Origin of the sequence: Mycobacterium mantenii (assembly GCF_010731775.1) — a bacterium.
Lineage (GTDB): Bacteria > Actinomycetota > Actinomycetes > Mycobacteriales > Mycobacteriaceae > Mycobacterium > Mycobacterium mantenii.
This window is the reverse complement of record NZ_AP022590.1, coordinates 1,998,234-2,014,242: the sequence shown is the minus strand read 5'-3', so window position 1 is coordinate 2,014,242 and position 16,009 is coordinate 1,998,234. Positions and strand designations below refer to the sequence as shown.

The 16,009-nt window shown below is 67.8% G+C and carries 12 protein-coding genes; 10 read left to right on the top strand and 2 right to left on the bottom strand.

Annotated features, from left to right (window positions below; all coding sequences use genetic code 11):
* Window positions 1-251: 251 nt before the first annotated feature.
* A complete protein-coding gene (locus tag G6N50_RS09040; protein ID WP_179970106.1) occupies window positions 252-1,505 on the bottom strand; it encodes a hypothetical protein in 1,254 nt (417 codons plus the stop codon).
* Between the two features lie 367 nt (window positions 1,506-1,872).
* Here G6N50_RS09040 and G6N50_RS09035 point away from each other — a divergent pair, with 367 nt between their 5' ends.
* The 3 genes from G6N50_RS09035 (at window position 1,873) to G6N50_RS09025 (ending at window position 3,585) form a co-directional block, all read left to right on the top strand.
* A complete protein-coding gene (locus tag G6N50_RS09035; RefSeq protein ID WP_142275770.1) occupies window positions 1,873-2,424 on the top strand; it encodes a carboxymuconolactone decarboxylase family protein in 552 nt (183 codons plus the stop codon).
* Window positions 2,421-2,966 (top strand): carboxymuconolactone decarboxylase family protein, encoded by a 546-nt coding sequence (locus G6N50_RS09030; protein ID WP_083099255.1) that lies wholly within the window; start codon window positions 2,421-2,423, stop codon window positions 2,964-2,966. Before G6N50_RS09035 ends, G6N50_RS09030 begins: the two co-directional genes overlap by 4 nt.
* A 76-nt stretch (window positions 2,967-3,042) precedes the next feature.
* On the top strand, window positions 3,043-3,585 hold the full coding sequence (locus G6N50_RS09025; protein ID WP_083099293.1) for a TetR/AcrR family transcriptional regulator: 543 nt from the start codon (window positions 3,043-3,045) through the stop codon (window positions 3,583-3,585).
* Here G6N50_RS09025 and G6N50_RS09020 read toward each other — a convergent pair.
* Window positions 3,565-4,734: an acyl-CoA dehydrogenase family protein gene (locus G6N50_RS09020; RefSeq protein ID WP_083099253.1), complete on the bottom strand. Its 1,170-nt coding sequence runs from the start codon at window positions 4,732-4,734 to the stop codon at window positions 3,565-3,567. The genes G6N50_RS09025 and G6N50_RS09020 overlap by 21 nt on opposite strands.
* A 283-nt stretch (window positions 4,735-5,017) precedes the next feature.
* Here G6N50_RS09020 and G6N50_RS09015 point away from each other — a divergent pair, with 283 nt between their 5' ends.
* The 7 genes from G6N50_RS09015 to G6N50_RS08985 all read left to right on the top strand — a co-directional run bounded on the left by G6N50_RS09015 (window position 5,018) and on the right by G6N50_RS08985 (window position 16,007).
* Window positions 5,018-6,274 (top strand): condensation domain-containing protein, encoded by a 1,257-nt coding sequence (locus G6N50_RS09015; RefSeq protein ID WP_232068914.1) that lies wholly within the window; start codon window positions 5,018-5,020, stop codon window positions 6,272-6,274.
* An 82-nt stretch (window positions 6,275-6,356) separates the two neighbouring features.
* Window positions 6,357-7,070, top strand: coding sequence for an Rv3717 family N-acetylmuramoyl-L-alanine amidase (locus G6N50_RS09010; RefSeq protein ID WP_232068977.1), 714 nt, complete (start codon window positions 6,357-6,359; stop codon window positions 7,068-7,070).
* Window positions 7,071-7,437: 367 nt separating this feature from the next.
* Window positions 7,438-8,118, top strand: a complete 681-nt coding sequence (locus tag G6N50_RS09005; protein WP_083099251.1) for a DUF4190 domain-containing protein — start codon at window positions 7,438-7,440, stop codon at window positions 8,116-8,118.
* Window positions 8,119-8,190: 72 nt separating this feature from the next.
* Window positions 8,191-8,874, top strand: coding sequence for a DUF4190 domain-containing protein (locus tag G6N50_RS29055; protein WP_197748058.1), 684 nt, complete (start codon window positions 8,191-8,193; stop codon window positions 8,872-8,874).
* Window positions 8,875-8,884: 10 nt separating this feature from the next.
* Window positions 8,885-9,448, top strand: a complete 564-nt coding sequence (locus G6N50_RS08995; RefSeq protein ID WP_083099246.1) for a hypothetical protein — start codon at window positions 8,885-8,887, stop codon at window positions 9,446-9,448.
* On the top strand, window positions 9,448-12,462 hold the full coding sequence (locus tag G6N50_RS08990; protein WP_232068913.1) for a vWA domain-containing protein: 3,015 nt from the start codon (window positions 9,448-9,450) through the stop codon (window positions 12,460-12,462). Before G6N50_RS08995 ends, G6N50_RS08990 begins: the two co-directional genes overlap by 1 nt.
* Complete coding sequence (locus G6N50_RS08985) at window positions 12,462-16,007, top strand: tubulin-like doman-containing protein (protein WP_083099244.1); 3,546 nt, start codon at window positions 12,462-12,464, stop codon at window positions 16,005-16,007. The genes G6N50_RS08990 and G6N50_RS08985 overlap by 1 nt, the downstream gene beginning before the upstream one ends.
* Window positions 16,008-16,009 lie beyond the last annotated feature (2 nt).

The following is a 16,009-nucleotide window of genomic DNA, read 5'->3' as shown; positions in this document are numbered from 1 at the left end:
ATGTGCCGCGGCCAGTATCGGCTGAGGGGGTGGGGCTGCGCAGGGGTTTTGCCGAGAAAGCTTCGTATTTAGGTGGTGTTGGCGAGTGCCTCGAAACTTGACGCGAACGGGCGACCTCTGAACCATCCGACACGTCCAGCCGGGGGAGAGGGACGTTGGCTGCTAGCCGGAGATCCCGGTGGCTTCCTCCACAATGACTAACAGACGGTTACGTCATTGCCGCAGCGCTCAAGATCGGACGTTGTCACTTGTCAGACTGATTGGCTCAGTGGTTCTTCGGGATGCTCATCCGCCGACGAGTTACCCAGCCGTGCACCGAACCGGGCGAGTTCTTGGCCTGCGGCCGCAAGTATGCGGGCGGTGGAAGTCCAGGCGACGCCGACGACCGCGCCGGCGGCATCCAGAAAGCTCGGAATGTTGAAGTCTTCCCAGGCTTCGACTTGGTGGCGGCGGGCTTCCGCGAAGTGGTCGAGCTCCTCGCCGAGGGCCGATCGATGTTTGGCCAGCTCCCGCACCGCCCAGAATCGGAAGCCGTCAATGGCCGACGTCTTCGCGAACCGGTCGAGTATCTCCTTCGCGTTCTGGTAGATATGGACATCTTCGTGGCGATGGTGCTCGACGAGCTCGCGAGCTTCGTCGATCGCCCGCAGCAGCTGCTCCGGTTGCGTGGACTCGATGCGTGCGAGTCTCACTCGCTGCCATTTGTAGAGCGCTTGTTCCGCGACCACCAAGAGACTCAGGGTTTCGCCAAATCGGTTGTCGGTAATCGCATTTCGTAGCTTCTCGGCGCGCGCCTGGACGGGCAGCTTGTGGTCGAGGGACGCCAGGATGCGGCTCACATGATTGCGTAGCTGCTCGACGGTGACGTTCAGCGCCGGACCCAGGGCGGCCACCGAATCCCAGTCAGCATCGGGCAGCGACCCGTACTTCTCCAACGACTCAACCATGCGCGAAATCGTCACGTTGTTCCCCAGCACGTCGCCGGCCCGCTGTGCCCGGGTGACTTCGAGCACCGACTCGACTTTGTCCTCCACGCGGCGGACGGCGTCTTCCACCTGGGCAACGGCCGACTTCAACGCCACCTGCACCGCCACCAACTGCGCGGACATCATGGCTTCTGCACCGAGCACTGCGGGTTGCCACTGAAGTTGCGCGAGGAGCGGGCCGGTATCAATGCCTGTCGTCATGCGAAAGATGCCCTCGCCGACGGGAACCAGATTGCCGTCCTTCAACGCGTCCAGGCAGTCGCGGTGCAGCTGAACGTACTTGCCGCAGTCCGCCAGCAGGGCGGCCAGCCCGACGAGCCCGCTTGCCGCGTTCGCGAGCGAGGCTCTGTCGATCCCGGCGACCTGGATGCCCTGCCCGGCGACCGCCCGCAACCGCGTCAGATAGGACTCGACGGCGGCGGGGTCACCGCCCAGCAACAGGGACTCGTCGTGGAACGACACCACGACCTCGTCATCGCCGATGCCTGCCGACACGTCGGACACCTCGGCTGTGCTCACGGCACCCCCTGATCCTTCGGCTTCCAGCAGGCAGCCAAGAGTTAACAGGAATTTGTCGGCTAGCAAACCGGGACACTACACGCCTGCCCTGGCCGGATCCCCAGGTTCGCCGCGTGTTGGGCAGAAGTTCACCGAGGACGAGCAGGGGCGGCGCCCCGGCGACCATTGAAAGCATTGGAGTGGTCGCCCCGCTGGCCGACGGTTGCCGGTGATGACTCGGACCTTGCAACAGCTAGCACCGGAGCTATCACTTTGCGCAACGCTCTCCACCGGCGGGACCAGCGGGAGAGGCGGGACCGGCAAGACCACACAGGACCGCCGAGACCGGCGTGCTCTAGCGTCCCTTAAGAGGAGAAAGGAGTCGGCGATGACGCGTATGCCTCTGGTCAGCACCGACCGGCAACCCGAGCGGATCCAGCAGTTCATCGCACGACCCGACACGCTCAACGTGCTGCGACTGCCCGCCAACGCCCCCAACATCTTTGACGGATGGGCCCAGATGGCCGGCCAGCTCTTCGAAAGCCCCACCTTCACCCCGCGGATGCGCGAGGTGGTCGTCCTGCGGGTGGGACATCTGCAGGACTCGCCCTACGAACTCGCCCAGCACGTGATCTTCGCCCGCACCGCGGGGCTCACCGATCAACAGATCGACGCCCTGCTGGACAAGGGGGACCTGGACTCGGCCGGCTTCAGCGGCGACGAGCGCACCGTCATCGACACCGTCACCGAGTTGTGCACCACCCGCCGGCTCGGCGACGACACCTTCGCCACGGCCCACACGCTGCTCGGCGACGAGGCGCTCACCGAGTTGCTGATGATCGTCAGCTGCTACTACGGCCTGGCGCTGGTGCTCAACGCCGTCGACCTCGAGATCGACACCCCGAGCTTCTCCAGCCCCGACGAGGGACTGGCGAAGTGACCCGAATCCCGTATCGCCGGCCCGAAGAGATGACCGAACTCGCCCGCGAATTGACCGCGCGGCGGGGTAATCTCAACGTCTACCGCGCACTGGCCAACGCCGAGAAGGTATTCACCGGCTGGATGGTGGCCGGCGACGCCGCCCTGAGCAGCCCGGTGCTGCCGAGACGGCTCCGCGAACTGATCGTGCTGCGCACCGCCTATCTGATGGACTGCGCGTACGAACTCGGCCAACACAAAGACGTCGCACAGACGGTCGGAGTCGACACCGACAGCATCGACGCCATCACCTCCGAGCCCGATTGGCAGGCAGGGCAATTCGATCCCACCGAGCTGGCGTTGCTGCGCCTGACGACCGAGCTGGTCACGACACGTCGGGTTGCGGCAACGCTTTTCGACCAGGTGCACACGGCTCTCGGTTCGGAGGCCACCGTCGAGGCGTTGATGGTCATCGGTCGCTATGCCGGCCTGGCGCTGATGCTCAACGCCCTCGACGTGGACCTCGATGACACCGCGAGACTTCCCATTCCGCCGACGAGGTGAGAACGCTTCCCGTAACGTCCATGTTGTGGTGCGAGGGCAACCGTCGACCCGGCTGTCAGCCGAGGACTGGCTCGAGGTGGGCTACACCGTTCTTGCCAACGAGGGAGTGCGCGCCCTCAAAGTCGAACGCCTCTGCCAGGAGGCAGGTGTCACCCGCGGCAGCTTCTACTGGCACTTCGAGGACATCGAAAAGTACCGGGCTGCACTCATCGACTCATGGAACAAATTCCTCGAACGCGACCGCCAGGCGCTGTCCGAGCTCGATGCGCTGCCACCGCGGGAACGCTTGTCGGCCCTGACGGGCACCCTGGTCAGCCCCCAGTACTGGATGCTGGAGCGGGCGATGCGCGAATGGGCCCGCCTGGACCCGGTGGCCGCCGAGAACGTCCGCGCCGCCGACCGGCTGCTGCTGCGCACCGTGATAAAGGCCTACAGCGACTACGGTTTCAGTTCCGAGGACGCTAGGTTGCGCGCCGAGTTGACTTTCGCCGCGGGCATCGGACTGCTGCACCTCACCAGCTCGGCTGAGCAGGCCCAATCGGTGGCACAACGCGAACGATTCCTGGCCCTGATGCTCGAGGAGGCGGGCACTGCCCGCTCAGACCATGGCGATGGGTGAGATCTTCGCGCCAATCGCCAACGCCCCGGCTAACTCTCGGCTCGTGTCGTAATCGAACACGACATGCCCCGCGGCGATGTCCACATCGCGCTTGGCGCGCTGCATGGGGCTGGACAAGAAGTGGGCGCTGGCGCCGGACGCCTCCATCAGATCGGCGATGATCGACCGGCTTTCGTGCACGACGCGCGCGGCCGCCAGTCGCGCGTCGGCCCGCACCGATCGGCTCACCCGCTCGCCGCTTACCACGATCGCCTCGATGTCGTCGGCGGTCTTATCGACCAACGCCCGCAGTGAACTCAGCCGCACCCGGGCGTCGCCCAGCCTGATCTGCGCGGCGGGCTGATCTTTTTGCGCCACCCCGCTGTACGCCAGCACGCGCCCGCCGAGCCGTTCGGCGAAGAGTTCGGTCACTCGTTCCGCTGTCCCGAGCACGGGCATCGACGCCGTCAGTGCCAGCGCCGGAACCATCGGCCACCGGTAGGTCGCAACCCCGTGCTCCCGCGCGCCCGGTGCCGTCCCGCCGTAGATGTCGGCCACGGCAACCAATCGATGGTCCGGGACGAAAACGTCGGTGACGACGAGATCGTGCGAACCGGTGGCGCGCATGCCGGCCGTGTGCCAGGTGTCGACGACCACGACCTGCTCGGCGGGCAGCACGGCCAGCGCGGGATCGATCCGGTCCTGACGTTCGATGAGCGCGCCGAGCATCACCCAGTCGGCATCCATCGCACCCGTCGCCCACGCCCACCGGCCGGTCAGGCGCACCCCGCCGTCGGCCGGCACACCGCGGCCGGTGGGGGCCAGGGGAGCCGGCGCCAGCACAGGGCCCGACGCGAAGACCTCGTCCTGAACGCGCGGATCGAACAGCGACAGCATCCAGTTGTGCAGCGCGTAGAAACCCAGCGTCCAGGCGCTCGATGCGCAGCCGTGCGCCATCCGTCGAATCGGTTGCAGCAGTTCGGGAAACGACGCTTGAATGCCGCCGAACCGGGCCGGCAGCAGCAACCGAAACAGGTCGGTCTGCCTGAAATCGCTGATCGTCGCCGCGGGTAACCGTCGCAGCCGTTCGGCTTCCTCGGCGCGATCGGCCAGCCGCGCAACGAATTCGTCGGTGACGCCGTGCAGCGGGCGGCTTTCGACCACGGACATGCCCCGACCGTAACAGACCTTTTAGTATGGTGCGATAGTCGGTCGCCCGGGTTGCATAAGACCCGTTGCGCACGGAGACATTTCGCATGGCATGTCGCAATCTGTGGGAAACGTGACTCAACGTCGGGAGCCGGCGCAACCGGGGCCGCAGCAAACTGATCGCATGGGCATCGAGCGTCGGATTGGCCGAACGTCAGATGAATTCGTCTCGTTCGCATGAACCACATCGCCCCGAGGCCCATATGCCTTGTGTCGCAGTGCTCTACCGGCTTCTGGAGGTTCGGTGATCGTCAACAACCACGACCAACCCACAACGTTCGTCCGTGCCCTCGGCGCCATGGAGCGGCTCTTCTACCGCTACAGCGAGCGCAACCCGGCTCATTTCTCGATCGTGGCGGAGTTCGGCGAAGTGCTGGCCGCCGACAAGTTGCGGACCGCGTTAGCCGCCGCCCAGCGGCGTCATCCCTTGCTGTCGGTGTACGTCGAGGACCACGCCGCAACCCGCCTCGGCTTTTATCGCGCGTCGACCGTGCCGCCCATCGAGCTGACCGTGCGCCGCGATCCGGAGGTGGCTTGGCCCGCCGCCGCGGCCGAGGAGCTCAGCCGGCCGTTCGACCGTTCGCGTGCCCCGCTGATGCGCGCGACGTTGCTGCAGGGCCCCGCACACAGCGCGCTGTTGCTCACCTTCGACCACACCATCGCCGACGGAATCAGCTCGGTCGTCGTACTCAACGACGTGATCGCCGCGCTCAACGGCGAGACCTTATCGAATTTGCCTGTGCCACAAGCACAGGAGGACCTGATCGCCGGCGCGCTCGAGGCAATCGAACCGTTGAATCCCGCAGAGCTGCCCGACGACCCGAGAATGCTTACGCCAAGCGACATCCGGCCCTTCGACGGCGCTTTGACGAATGTGCACACCCTGGTGATGTCCGAAGCGGACACCGCGAGGTTGGCGCAGCGATGCCGCGCCGAACGCACCACCGTGCACGCGGCGATGGTGGTTGCGATGTGCCGGGTGCGCGCCACGGAACGAGGCGACGACTTTGTGCGCGTGCTGAACCCGATCAACTTTCGGGCGCTGGTCGGAGTGGGCGGCGACTGCGGGCTCTACATCCAGTCGACCTGGACGGGGTTGTCACCGTGGGACGGTGCGCGATTCTGGGAGCAGGCCCGCGCGACGACCGCACACCTCGACATCGCCAGATCGGCGCGCGGGATTCGCACCGCGTCGCTGGCCGTCGAGCAAGCAATCACCATCGACGCGGAAGTCGGCCACGCCGAAGAACTTTTCAGCCGGGTGTGCCCGTTCGACATGCTCGCGACAAACCTCGGTGTGCAGAACCTCGAGGGCGCCGGGTCGCTGCGGCCCACGGCAGTATGGGGGCCGGTGGTGCAAAGCCAGACCGAGGGCGAGCACGTCACCGGGATCACCACCTACGAAGGCGGGCTGAGGATGGTGACGTGTGGCTACAGCGTGCCGGCCACCTTCTTGAAGAGCGTGGGCGAAGCCGTGCTGGCCGCCCTCGACGAATCCTGATTGCTACCATCGCGCGGTGAGTGCTCGCCCCGGTGGGCTGCGATCCATTGCACGCCGCGACGTCCTGAAGATCGCCGGTGTCATGCCGGCGATCTTCACCGCCGGCGCGTTGCTGCCCGCCCCGCGCGCGACGGCGGGAGTGGCCGGGATGTCGGTCTTCCTCGACCCGGGCCACAACGCCGTGAACGACGCGTCGATCAACCAGCAGGTCCCCAACGGCCGCGGCGGCACCAAGCCGTGCCAGACCTCGGGCGCCGCCGCCGACGACGGCTATCCGGAGCACGCGTTTACCTGGGCGGTGGTCGGATTGATCAACGATTCACTGAGCCAGCTGGGCGTTCGCACCCAGCTGTCGCGCGACAGCGACGGCGGCGTCGGCCCGTGCATCGACCAACGCGCCGCGGCGGCCAACGCCATGCACCCGGACGCGATCGTGAGCATCCACGCCGACGGCGGGCCCCCCTCCGGCAGCGGATTCCACGTCAACTACTCCAGCCCGCCGCTGAACGACGTCCAAGCCGGGCTCGCCGTGCAGCTGGCGCACGCGATGCGGGATGCCTTGGTCCAGTCCGGTTTACAGCCGGCCAACTACATCGGCTCGGACGGCCTGTACGGTCGCGACGACCTCGCCGGGCTGAACCTGGCCCAGTACCCCGCGGTCCTGGTCGAACTGGGCAACATGAAAAACGCCGGTGACTTCGCGCGAATGGAAAGTCCGGACGGCCGGGCGAAATACGCCGCCGCGGTCACCCAGGGGATAGTCGCCTTTCTGAACGCCAAAGCCGCGACCGGCTGACGTGCGCGGATGAGCTAATTGCCCGGGCCGCCTCGGGTGCTGGTTAGCTAACGTTTGCATTCGGTTCAACTCGGCTATCCGACACTGCAGTTAACGTCGGAGCAGACCGGATGGCGAATGCTGGGCCGCGACCTAAATTGCGCGCGTGCGCGGCGCAGCACTATATGTAGCAGTACCGAGAGGTGCTTCTGGTGGAAAAAGAGTGCGTCGTGGCTGCACCGACTATCTTGATTTGTTGCGGTTGGACGTCACAAGTTTCTGGGCAGGTGGTGATGGTGCACGCCGCCGACTGGCGTTGACGGGGAATGGGATGGCGGTTGATGAGGGGGATGGGTGACCAGCTCCGGCCCTGCATCGAGGGGCACCGATGACATATAGCGGTGGTTATCAAGATCCGTTCGGCGCCGACCCTTTCGGGGGGCAGCCCGGTGGCCAGGGGCCGGCATTCGGTCCGAGCCAGCCCGGGCATTCGCCCGCGGGCCCCGGGGGCTTTCCGTCGGGGCCGAAACCCGAGGTCAACACGTTGGCCACGCTGTCGGCCATCTTCGCGTTCGTCTTCGCGCCGGCCGGCGCGGCGCTGGGCCACGTGGCGCTGTCCCAGATACGCCAGCGCCACCAGCGCGGTCGCGACCGCGCCATCTTCGGGCTGACGGCCTCGTACCTGATCATCGTGCTGGCCGTCGGCGCGCTCGCGGTCTGGTTGGCGACCAGCGGCGGATCCGGTTCGAACACGGTGAAGACGGCGGCCCCCAGCCCGTACGTGCCGCCGACGCCGCCGCGCACGACGGTGATCACGCCCCCGCCCGCGCAGCGCCCTAGCGTCTCCGTCAGCGACCTTCGGGTGGGTGACTGCATCGAGGTCCAGCAGAACAAGCCGGACCCGTCGGAGAAGGCGGATTTCATCACCATCTATCCGGTCAGGTGCGAGGTGCGCGAAGGCGTTCTGCAAGTGACCCAGCTGCTGTCGAACGACTCCTGCAAGACCCCCACGACACTGTGGAACCACACCAAGACCGTGTACGCCTGCATCGTCGACTTCAAGGGTTGAGATGGGGCCGCACCGAAACGTCTCTCGTCGCACAACACAGCGGTTCGCCGCTATGGCCGGTGGGGCGAATTGATGTATCCCAACGAAGATCCGTTTGCGCCGCAGTCCGGCGACCCGTTCGGCGGACCGCCGCCCACCGTGTCGTACGGCGGTGCGCCGACGACCCCGGTCGGATACCCGGGCGCACCGTTCGGCGGGCGGCCGCCTTTCGGTGGGCAGCCGCCGCGCGCGGACTACAACACGCTCGCGGTGCTCTCGCCCATCTTCGGGGTGATCGTTCCGCCCGCTGGCATCGTGATGGGCCATCTCGCATTGCCGCAGATCAATCGCAGCGGCGAGAGAGGACGCCCGGCCGCGATCGCCGGCCTGGTGATCGGCTACCTGATGTGTGTGCTGCTGATCCTCGGCGGCGTCTATTGGGGAACCCGCCCGAGCACTTCGACGCCGGCGACCGCGTCCAGTTCCGCTCTGCCCCCGCCAATGCCGCCCCGAACCATCACGTCGGTCGCGCCCCCGACCACGGTGCCGCGCGGCCCCAAGCTCGACCTCGCGACCGTGCCGATCGGCACCTGCGTGGAGCTTCAGCTGCGCAACAGCACGGGCAATGACGCGCTGGACCTGTTCGGCGTCGACTGCGAACACCGCGACGGGGTGTACACGGTTGCCGCCCGGGTGGGCTCGAGCAACCAATGCAATTCGGTGTACGTGGCCGCGCCCCCCGACCGTTCCTTTGCCCTATGCCTGAATCCGTATTGAGATACGAAAAATGAACGCACCCAACCCCTTTGACTTCAGCGACTTCGGCCCCGGCAGGCAGGCCCCGGCGGGTGGCGCTCAGCCGCCGGTGCAGGGGCAGCCGGGTGGGGGTCATTCGGGGGGATTCGATCCGTGGGCCAACCAGGGGCCGGCGCGGCCCGACGCGTTTGGCGGTCCGGCCGGTGCACCGGCGTTCGACCCGACGGGTGGGCGTGACGCGTTCGGGCAACTCACCGCGAGCCCGGCGGGCGCCGGCACGCTGACGACGGCGGGCCCGCCGCTGGTGTGGTTCGCGGTGGCCCTGGCGCTGGCGCTCGTCGGTGTGGCCCTGGCCGCCGCGAGCGCGTTGGGCGGCCCGATGATTGCGGCCGCGGTCTCGGGATGGCTGTTGGCCGGGCCGCTGGCCATCGGTGCGCTGGCGGTGTTCAGCCGGGTCGACACCAGGCGCCGCACCGAGGCCATCTATTCGGCGCCCACCTGGACGTCCACGCTGTACTGGGTAGTGCTGGTCGTCTGCCTGGTCGGGATCGCAGTGGGGGCCTGGCAGATCGCGCTGTGGGCGGGGACGCTGTAGTGGCCCACTCGTCCCGAATACCACGCGGCCGCAACGGCATTGCGATGCTGGCGCGCGTGCTCGCGGCCGCTTCCTTAGTCGTGGTGCTGAACCTGGTCGGCTGGGCGCCGGTGGCGTCGGCGACCGGCTCGCCCGGGGCGAGCCGATTCGGGGCGTGCCTGGCCTCGCAGAAGGCCGGCGATCTGCTGCTGTTGTTCGACGAGTCGAGCAGCCTGCAACAGACCGACCCGCAGGCCGCGCGCGTGCAAGCCGCCCGCTACCTGGTGCAGACGCTGGGCAAGTACGCCGACCGGGTGAGCGCCAAGCTCGACGTCGCGGTTGCCGGGTTCTCCGACACATATGTCCCCGAACATGATTGGACCCAGCTCACCGGCTCGACCGCCGACAGCGTTGGCGCGTCGCTGGATCCCATCGCCAAGAAGAACACCGGCATCGACACCGACTACTGGCTGGCCCTCGACGGTGCCCGGCAGGCGTTGACCGCGCACGGCGGCACGGCCGACAAAGGTCAGCGCTGCCAGGCCATTGCCTGGTTCTCCGACGGGATGATCGATTTCACCGCCCGCCCGGTCGCCAAACCCTACGCCGACGGGGTCAAGCTGGACTCACCCAACGGCATCCCCGACACCACCCAGAAGGCCGTGCAATCCATCTGCCGACCCAGCGGTCTGGCCGACCAGCTGCGGTCGAGCAACATCATCATGCTGGGAATCGGGCTGGGCGCCAAGCAGACTCCAGGTGACTTCAACGTGATGTCGGCGATCAGCACCGGCAAGGGGCTGCAGGGCATGGCGTGCGGCGCCATCACCGATCCAGTGCCCGGTGATTTCTTTCCCGTCGCCAATATCGACGACATGCTGTTCGCGTTCGACGCCCTCAACCCCGATCCCGGCGTGACCGACCAGGGCGGGGTGTGCCAGATCAAGGTGTGCCCCGAGGCGCGGCACAACTTCGTGCTGGACCGGTCCATCAAAGAGGTCAACATCCTGGGCTCCGGCGGCGTGCCCGGGGTCGAGCCCTACCTCGTCTCCCCGACCGGGCAGACCCTGCCCCTGCCCAAGAACGACGGCGCCCAAAACGTCAACGTCGACGGCGTCTCGGTGAACTATCAATGGCAATCCGAATCGGCGCAGACGATCTCGCTGCAGAACGGCAACGCCCCGCACTGGAGCGGGCAGTGGGCGATCGTCTACGTCGACACCACCGGCCAGCACCCGGACGCGGTGTCCAAGGTCAGCATTCACATCACCACCGACATCTTCCCGGCCCTGACGGGCGCCGACAAAGTCGCCTGGCACAGCGGCCAGACCCTCAAGGGCCTGGTGTTCGGTCTGGTTGACGGCCACGGCAAGCCGATAGCACCGGCGGACTTAGCCGGCTCGGCCACCATGTCAGCATCCTTGGGTCCCGACGGCGCCGCACCGATTCCGCTGCTGACGGCGGCGGGCAAGGATGACATCGCCAAACCCGTCGACGCCGACCTGACCAAAGTCACGCCCGGGCACGCGACGCTGCGGATGTCGTTGGTGATCACCACCGCGTCCACCACCGATTTGAACGGCGGGCCCATCGCCGGCACCCAGTTGTCACCGCAGGAAGTCGATGTGCCGGTGCAGATTCTGCCCAAGGTCGGCCTGCCCACCCCGGGTGAGCGCATCGATTTCGGCACCGTGGAGGGAGCCAAGGGCGCGACCGCGAGCTTGAACATCACTGGCCCGGGCTGCGCCTGGATCAGCGACGCCGACACCGCGACGGTCTCGGGCGCACCCGACGGCATCGGCATGCCGCACCTGGGGTCACCGACGAATTCGGGCCAGCACTGCCTGAAGGTGCAGGCCGGGGAGACCGCACCGCTATCGGTCACCCTGCACACCGATCACAACGGCCATGGCGGCCTCAACGGCACTGTGCCCGTACATGTTTCGACGCTCGACAATCCCGACGACGCCCAGACCGTGCCGGTGGCCTTCACGGCGTCGATGATCAACCCGCTCAACACCATCAACTTCGTCCTGGTGCTCATCGCCGCGCTGCTGCTGGGCCCCGGGATCCCGCTGGCGCTGCTGTATGCGTCCAAGTGGTGGGTCAGCAAGATCCCCGACAATCCGCTGCTCGCCGAACGCATCCCGGTGCAGGTCGAGCACGACGCGGTGCTGCGCGGCGGAGAACCGTTCGCGATGGCCGACACCGACCTGGTGCAACCGGTGACCGGGCTGCCGCCGGGCGGCACCCGCCAACTGTCGGTGACCGGCGTGACTCTCTCGGTTGTGATGGGGCGCAGCCCATTCGGTTCCGGCCATGTCGTCGTCGACGCCGAGGGCCTGGTCAGCGCCGGGTCGAAGCTGCCCGGATCGGACAAGACCGGCCTGCGCGGGGTGCTGCCGCTGGCGGTGCACAACACCTGGGTGCTGCTGCACAACCCGTACGGCCCCGAGAACGCCGCCGAGGTGCTGCTGTTGGTGGCCGGCACCACCGACACGACCGCGCGTGAGCGGATTTACGAGGACATCGCCCAACGGCTGCCCGACCTGCTCACCGGGTTGCGGCTGCGGGCCGTGCAGGCCGGCATGACGGCACCGTTCGCGGCGCCGGGCGAGACGGCCTCACCGTTCGGTGACACTCCCGCCGACGTCGTGGCCGGACCGGTCGGAGACGATCCCTTCGGTGGCGGCGATTCGCCGTTCGGGGGAGCGCCCGCCCCAGCGCCACCTTCGGCGCCGCCGGCTCCGAAATCCTTTGCACCGCCGCCCTTCGCGCCGCCGCCCCCCGCGACCGGGCCGGTGCCGCCGGGCTTCAATGAGGCGGAGACGCAAGAACGGCCGATCCCCGAACCCATTCCCCGCCAAGACGACACGATGGCGGCGGGCTACCCGTACGGCGAGGAGCGCGGCGAGCGCCAACAGGGCGATGAGCGCGACGAAAGCGGGCCGCCCGGGCTCCCGCCGACCGAGGCGACGCAGCCCTCCTATCGATTTGACCCAGAACCATTCGACCCGTTCGGAGAGGGCACCTGATGCGACGATTCCTGGTAGTGGGCTGCGGCGGTTCCGGCGGCGCCACGCTGTCCCTGATGATGGACCAGCTGCGCTCCGAACTGCACACCGCTGGGATCGAAAAGCTTTTGGCCGGTTGGCAATTCGTCCACATCGACGTGCCCAGCGCCGCGGAGTCGGGCCCGGAGGGGCTGGCGAACGTCCCCGCCCAGGGCGGCAGCTACGTCGGGTGCGGACCGCAGGGCAGCAGTTACGCCGTTCTCGATGGTGCGCTGTCGCAGCGGTTGGCGGCCGAATCGGCGCTGGACACCATCGCCACCTGGGCGCCGCGCAGCCCGCAAGAGGTGTCGATCCCTATCTCCGCCGGCGCGGGGCAGTACCGGGCGATCGGGCGCATGATCACCCTGAGCAAGGCCGCCGAAATCCACGCCCGGCTGCAAGCCGCGTGGGACGCGCTGTTTCGCGTCGAAACCGTGTCGGAGATGTCGACGGTCGATGTGCCGGGCATGGGTCGCTTCGACCCCAACGAACCGCCGCTGGTGCTGGTGGTGTCGTCGATGGCCGGCGGTGCGGGCGCGTCGATGGCGCTGGACGTGTGCCGGCTGCTGACCCTGGTCACCGGACTGGATCCCCGGTTGATGGGTGTATTCATGGTGACCCCAGACATTTTCGACTCGCTGCCGCAGAGCGCCATCATCGGCGTGCGCGCCAACGCGCTGGCGATGCTCGGCGAGATCGTGGCCAGTCAATCCGGTGCGGCCCGCGAACACGACGTACGTATCCTGCGCGCACTCGGGCACCACCACGGTGAGGGCGAACCGATTCCGTTCGCGCGGGTCTTCCCCGTAGGCCGCTACATCGGTGCTGACCGCACCCTGTTCGGCGACGGGTCGCAGTACGCGGTGTACCGGGGACTGGCGCGCGGGCTGGCCGGGCTGATGATGAGCGGGCGGGCCAGCGACCAGTTCGTCGCCTACGACCTGGGCAACACCGCGTCGCCGGTGGGCGACCGCGACCTGTTGGGCTGGGGCATCTCGTCGTGGGATGTGTTGCCCTGGGGCACTTACGGTTTCTCCAGCCTGAGCATGGGTCGCGACCGTTACGCCGAATACGCCGCCCAGCGGCTGGCCCGCAGCTGCGTGGACAAGCTGCTCGAGGGTCACATGCAAAAGGGCAATCCGGCGTCGAGCACCGAGCAATTGGATTCGCTGCTATCCAGCCAATGGGGCGCGCTCTGCGGCGAACTGGGGTTGCCGGCCAGCGCCGGTGACGAGCAGACCCGGGTGAGCCAGCTGGGCCGCTGGATCGGCACCGAGGCCTTCACGGCCGACACCGTCGCCGCCACGGTCAACGGCCTCATCGACCGCCAGCTGCGCAACCACCTGCCCAACCCGGAAGGCGTTACGGCCGAACAGTGGGTGCCGACGATGCGACAGGCCGTGCACAACCGGCGGGCCGAGCTGACGCGGGCGTGCGCTGATGCTGCCTACGCCATGGCTTTTCAGTGGCACCAGGATTTCGCCAATAAGCTCGAAAAGGTGATCGGCGCGGCCATCGCCTCGCTGGGACTGCCTTTTGCGCGCGAAGTCGTCGACCAGCTGCGCCGCCACATCGATGATCAACTCACTGCCGGGGTTGCCCAGCTGGGCGCCATGGGGCCGCCCGACATCGTCGCGATCTCCCCGCAGGTGGACGCCGGGCTGAAATCCCTGCACGGCGTGATGACCAACACCGACCAGGTCGTGGCGGCCGTGGTGGACGGGTTCCGCGCGACGGTGCGCCGTCAGCTGTTCGCCGACGCGGCCGCGCGCATCGCCGACGTGATGCGGGTGCTGGGCGTGGAACTGCTGGTGCCGCTGCGGGATCGCCTCAGCGAGGCGATGATTCAGCTGGAGATCGCCCGTTCGGAGCCGCCGACCGATGTCGGGCTGGCCCGCCTGGCCACCGATCAGTACGCGGCCTGGCCGGCCGACGCCGACGAACTGGTGCCCAGCCGGTTCGCGGAGGCGAACAACGAAGTGCTGCTGATCAATTCGACGGCCTTCAAGGGACGATACGAGGCCGATCTGCCCAAGGCGGTGGCCGGTGCCAACGCGATGATCCCCTTGCAGTCGGCCATCGAGGAGGCGACCACGCGGGTGATCCTGGGGGTGTGGCAGACCACCGGCGGTGTCGCCGCACCCGGCGGGCTGATCGAACGCACCGCCACCTGGGTCACCCGGGCGCTGGGCACCGACCCGGAGACCGGCCGCGCGCGGGTGCCCTCGATCGCGCAGTTCGACATCCACACCCGCCCAGTGGAATTGCTGCGCCGGGCCCGGTTCTACGTCGAGCGGCCCGGGGAGTCGTTCGCGGAGTTCTGCAAGGTGTCGCTGCGCGACTACGTGCAGGGTGCGGGAGCCTCGGAGTCGGAGTTGGTGGCGCGCCGTCGCGACATCGCCACCAAGTTCGCCGAGGCGTTGTCGTTGGCGCGACCGCTGGCCAGCGTGAACGACCAGGCGCTGCAGCGGGTTCACCCCGGCCAGCAGACCGAGTACCGCTACAAGTTCTCCGAGATTCCGTTCGCCGGTCAACCGGTCGACCGGGAACTGTTCGAGGTCATCCGCAACAATCCACGCATCGACCAGGCGACGAAGGACAACTACGGGCGTTCGCTGTCCGACGAGGACAGCGTGACGCGCATCGACATCTTCGGCTCGTATCCCAACTATTCGCCGCTCGCGTTCGACTCGGTGCTCAAGCCCGCCGCCCAGCAGTGGGCTCAGACCGCGGGGCCCGGGCGCGGCGCCTTCTGGCGGTTCAGACGTTCGCGCCCGTTGCCGGCGTCGCTGCCGATGACCGACGAGGAGCGCCGCGCCATGACGGCCGGCTGGTTCGTCGGTCAACTGCTGGGCCGCATCCAGATCCCCGCGTCACCGTTCACCGAGCCGGTGCGGATCTACGACGCCGACAGCGGACAGTGGCTGAACTTCCCGAATCCGCTGCTGACGCCACCGTCGGCGTTCACGGCGTCCTACGACTGGTTGCCGGCGGTGCTGGAATCGATCCTGCTGGCCATCGCGCAGTCGCACGAGCCGCCGGTGATGCGCTCGCTGCGGCCCTACAGCGTGCTGCGTGAGCTCTACGACGCGCACTCGCAAGACCCACGCAGCGGCATCGTCGCGTTGTCCGCGCAGGGACTGCTGCGCGAATTCCTGCGGGTGGGCACGACCACACCGGGCGTCCAGTCCCGGGTACCGGGGATCGCCGAGGCCCAGACCGCCGACGTCCGGGCCGCGGCGGCGGTCGAGTGGCTGACGACCATCCGTGATGTTGCGGCGCAATATCTTCCGGCGGACATGGCCGGGGCCGCCCCGGGCGGGGCGTTCACGACGGTGCCGACCCGCACCACGGCGTCGAACACGCCCATCTTCCGCGACCTGGCGCCCGACGTGTATGCGGCCACCGGCGCGCTGATCGACCTGATCCAGCGTGAGGCCGAGGCGCTGGCGGCCGGCGCCGCGGCGGGTGGACCGGTGCTCGATGGCGTTGCACCCGTGGTGATCCCCGAGGGCGGGACGTTCTGACC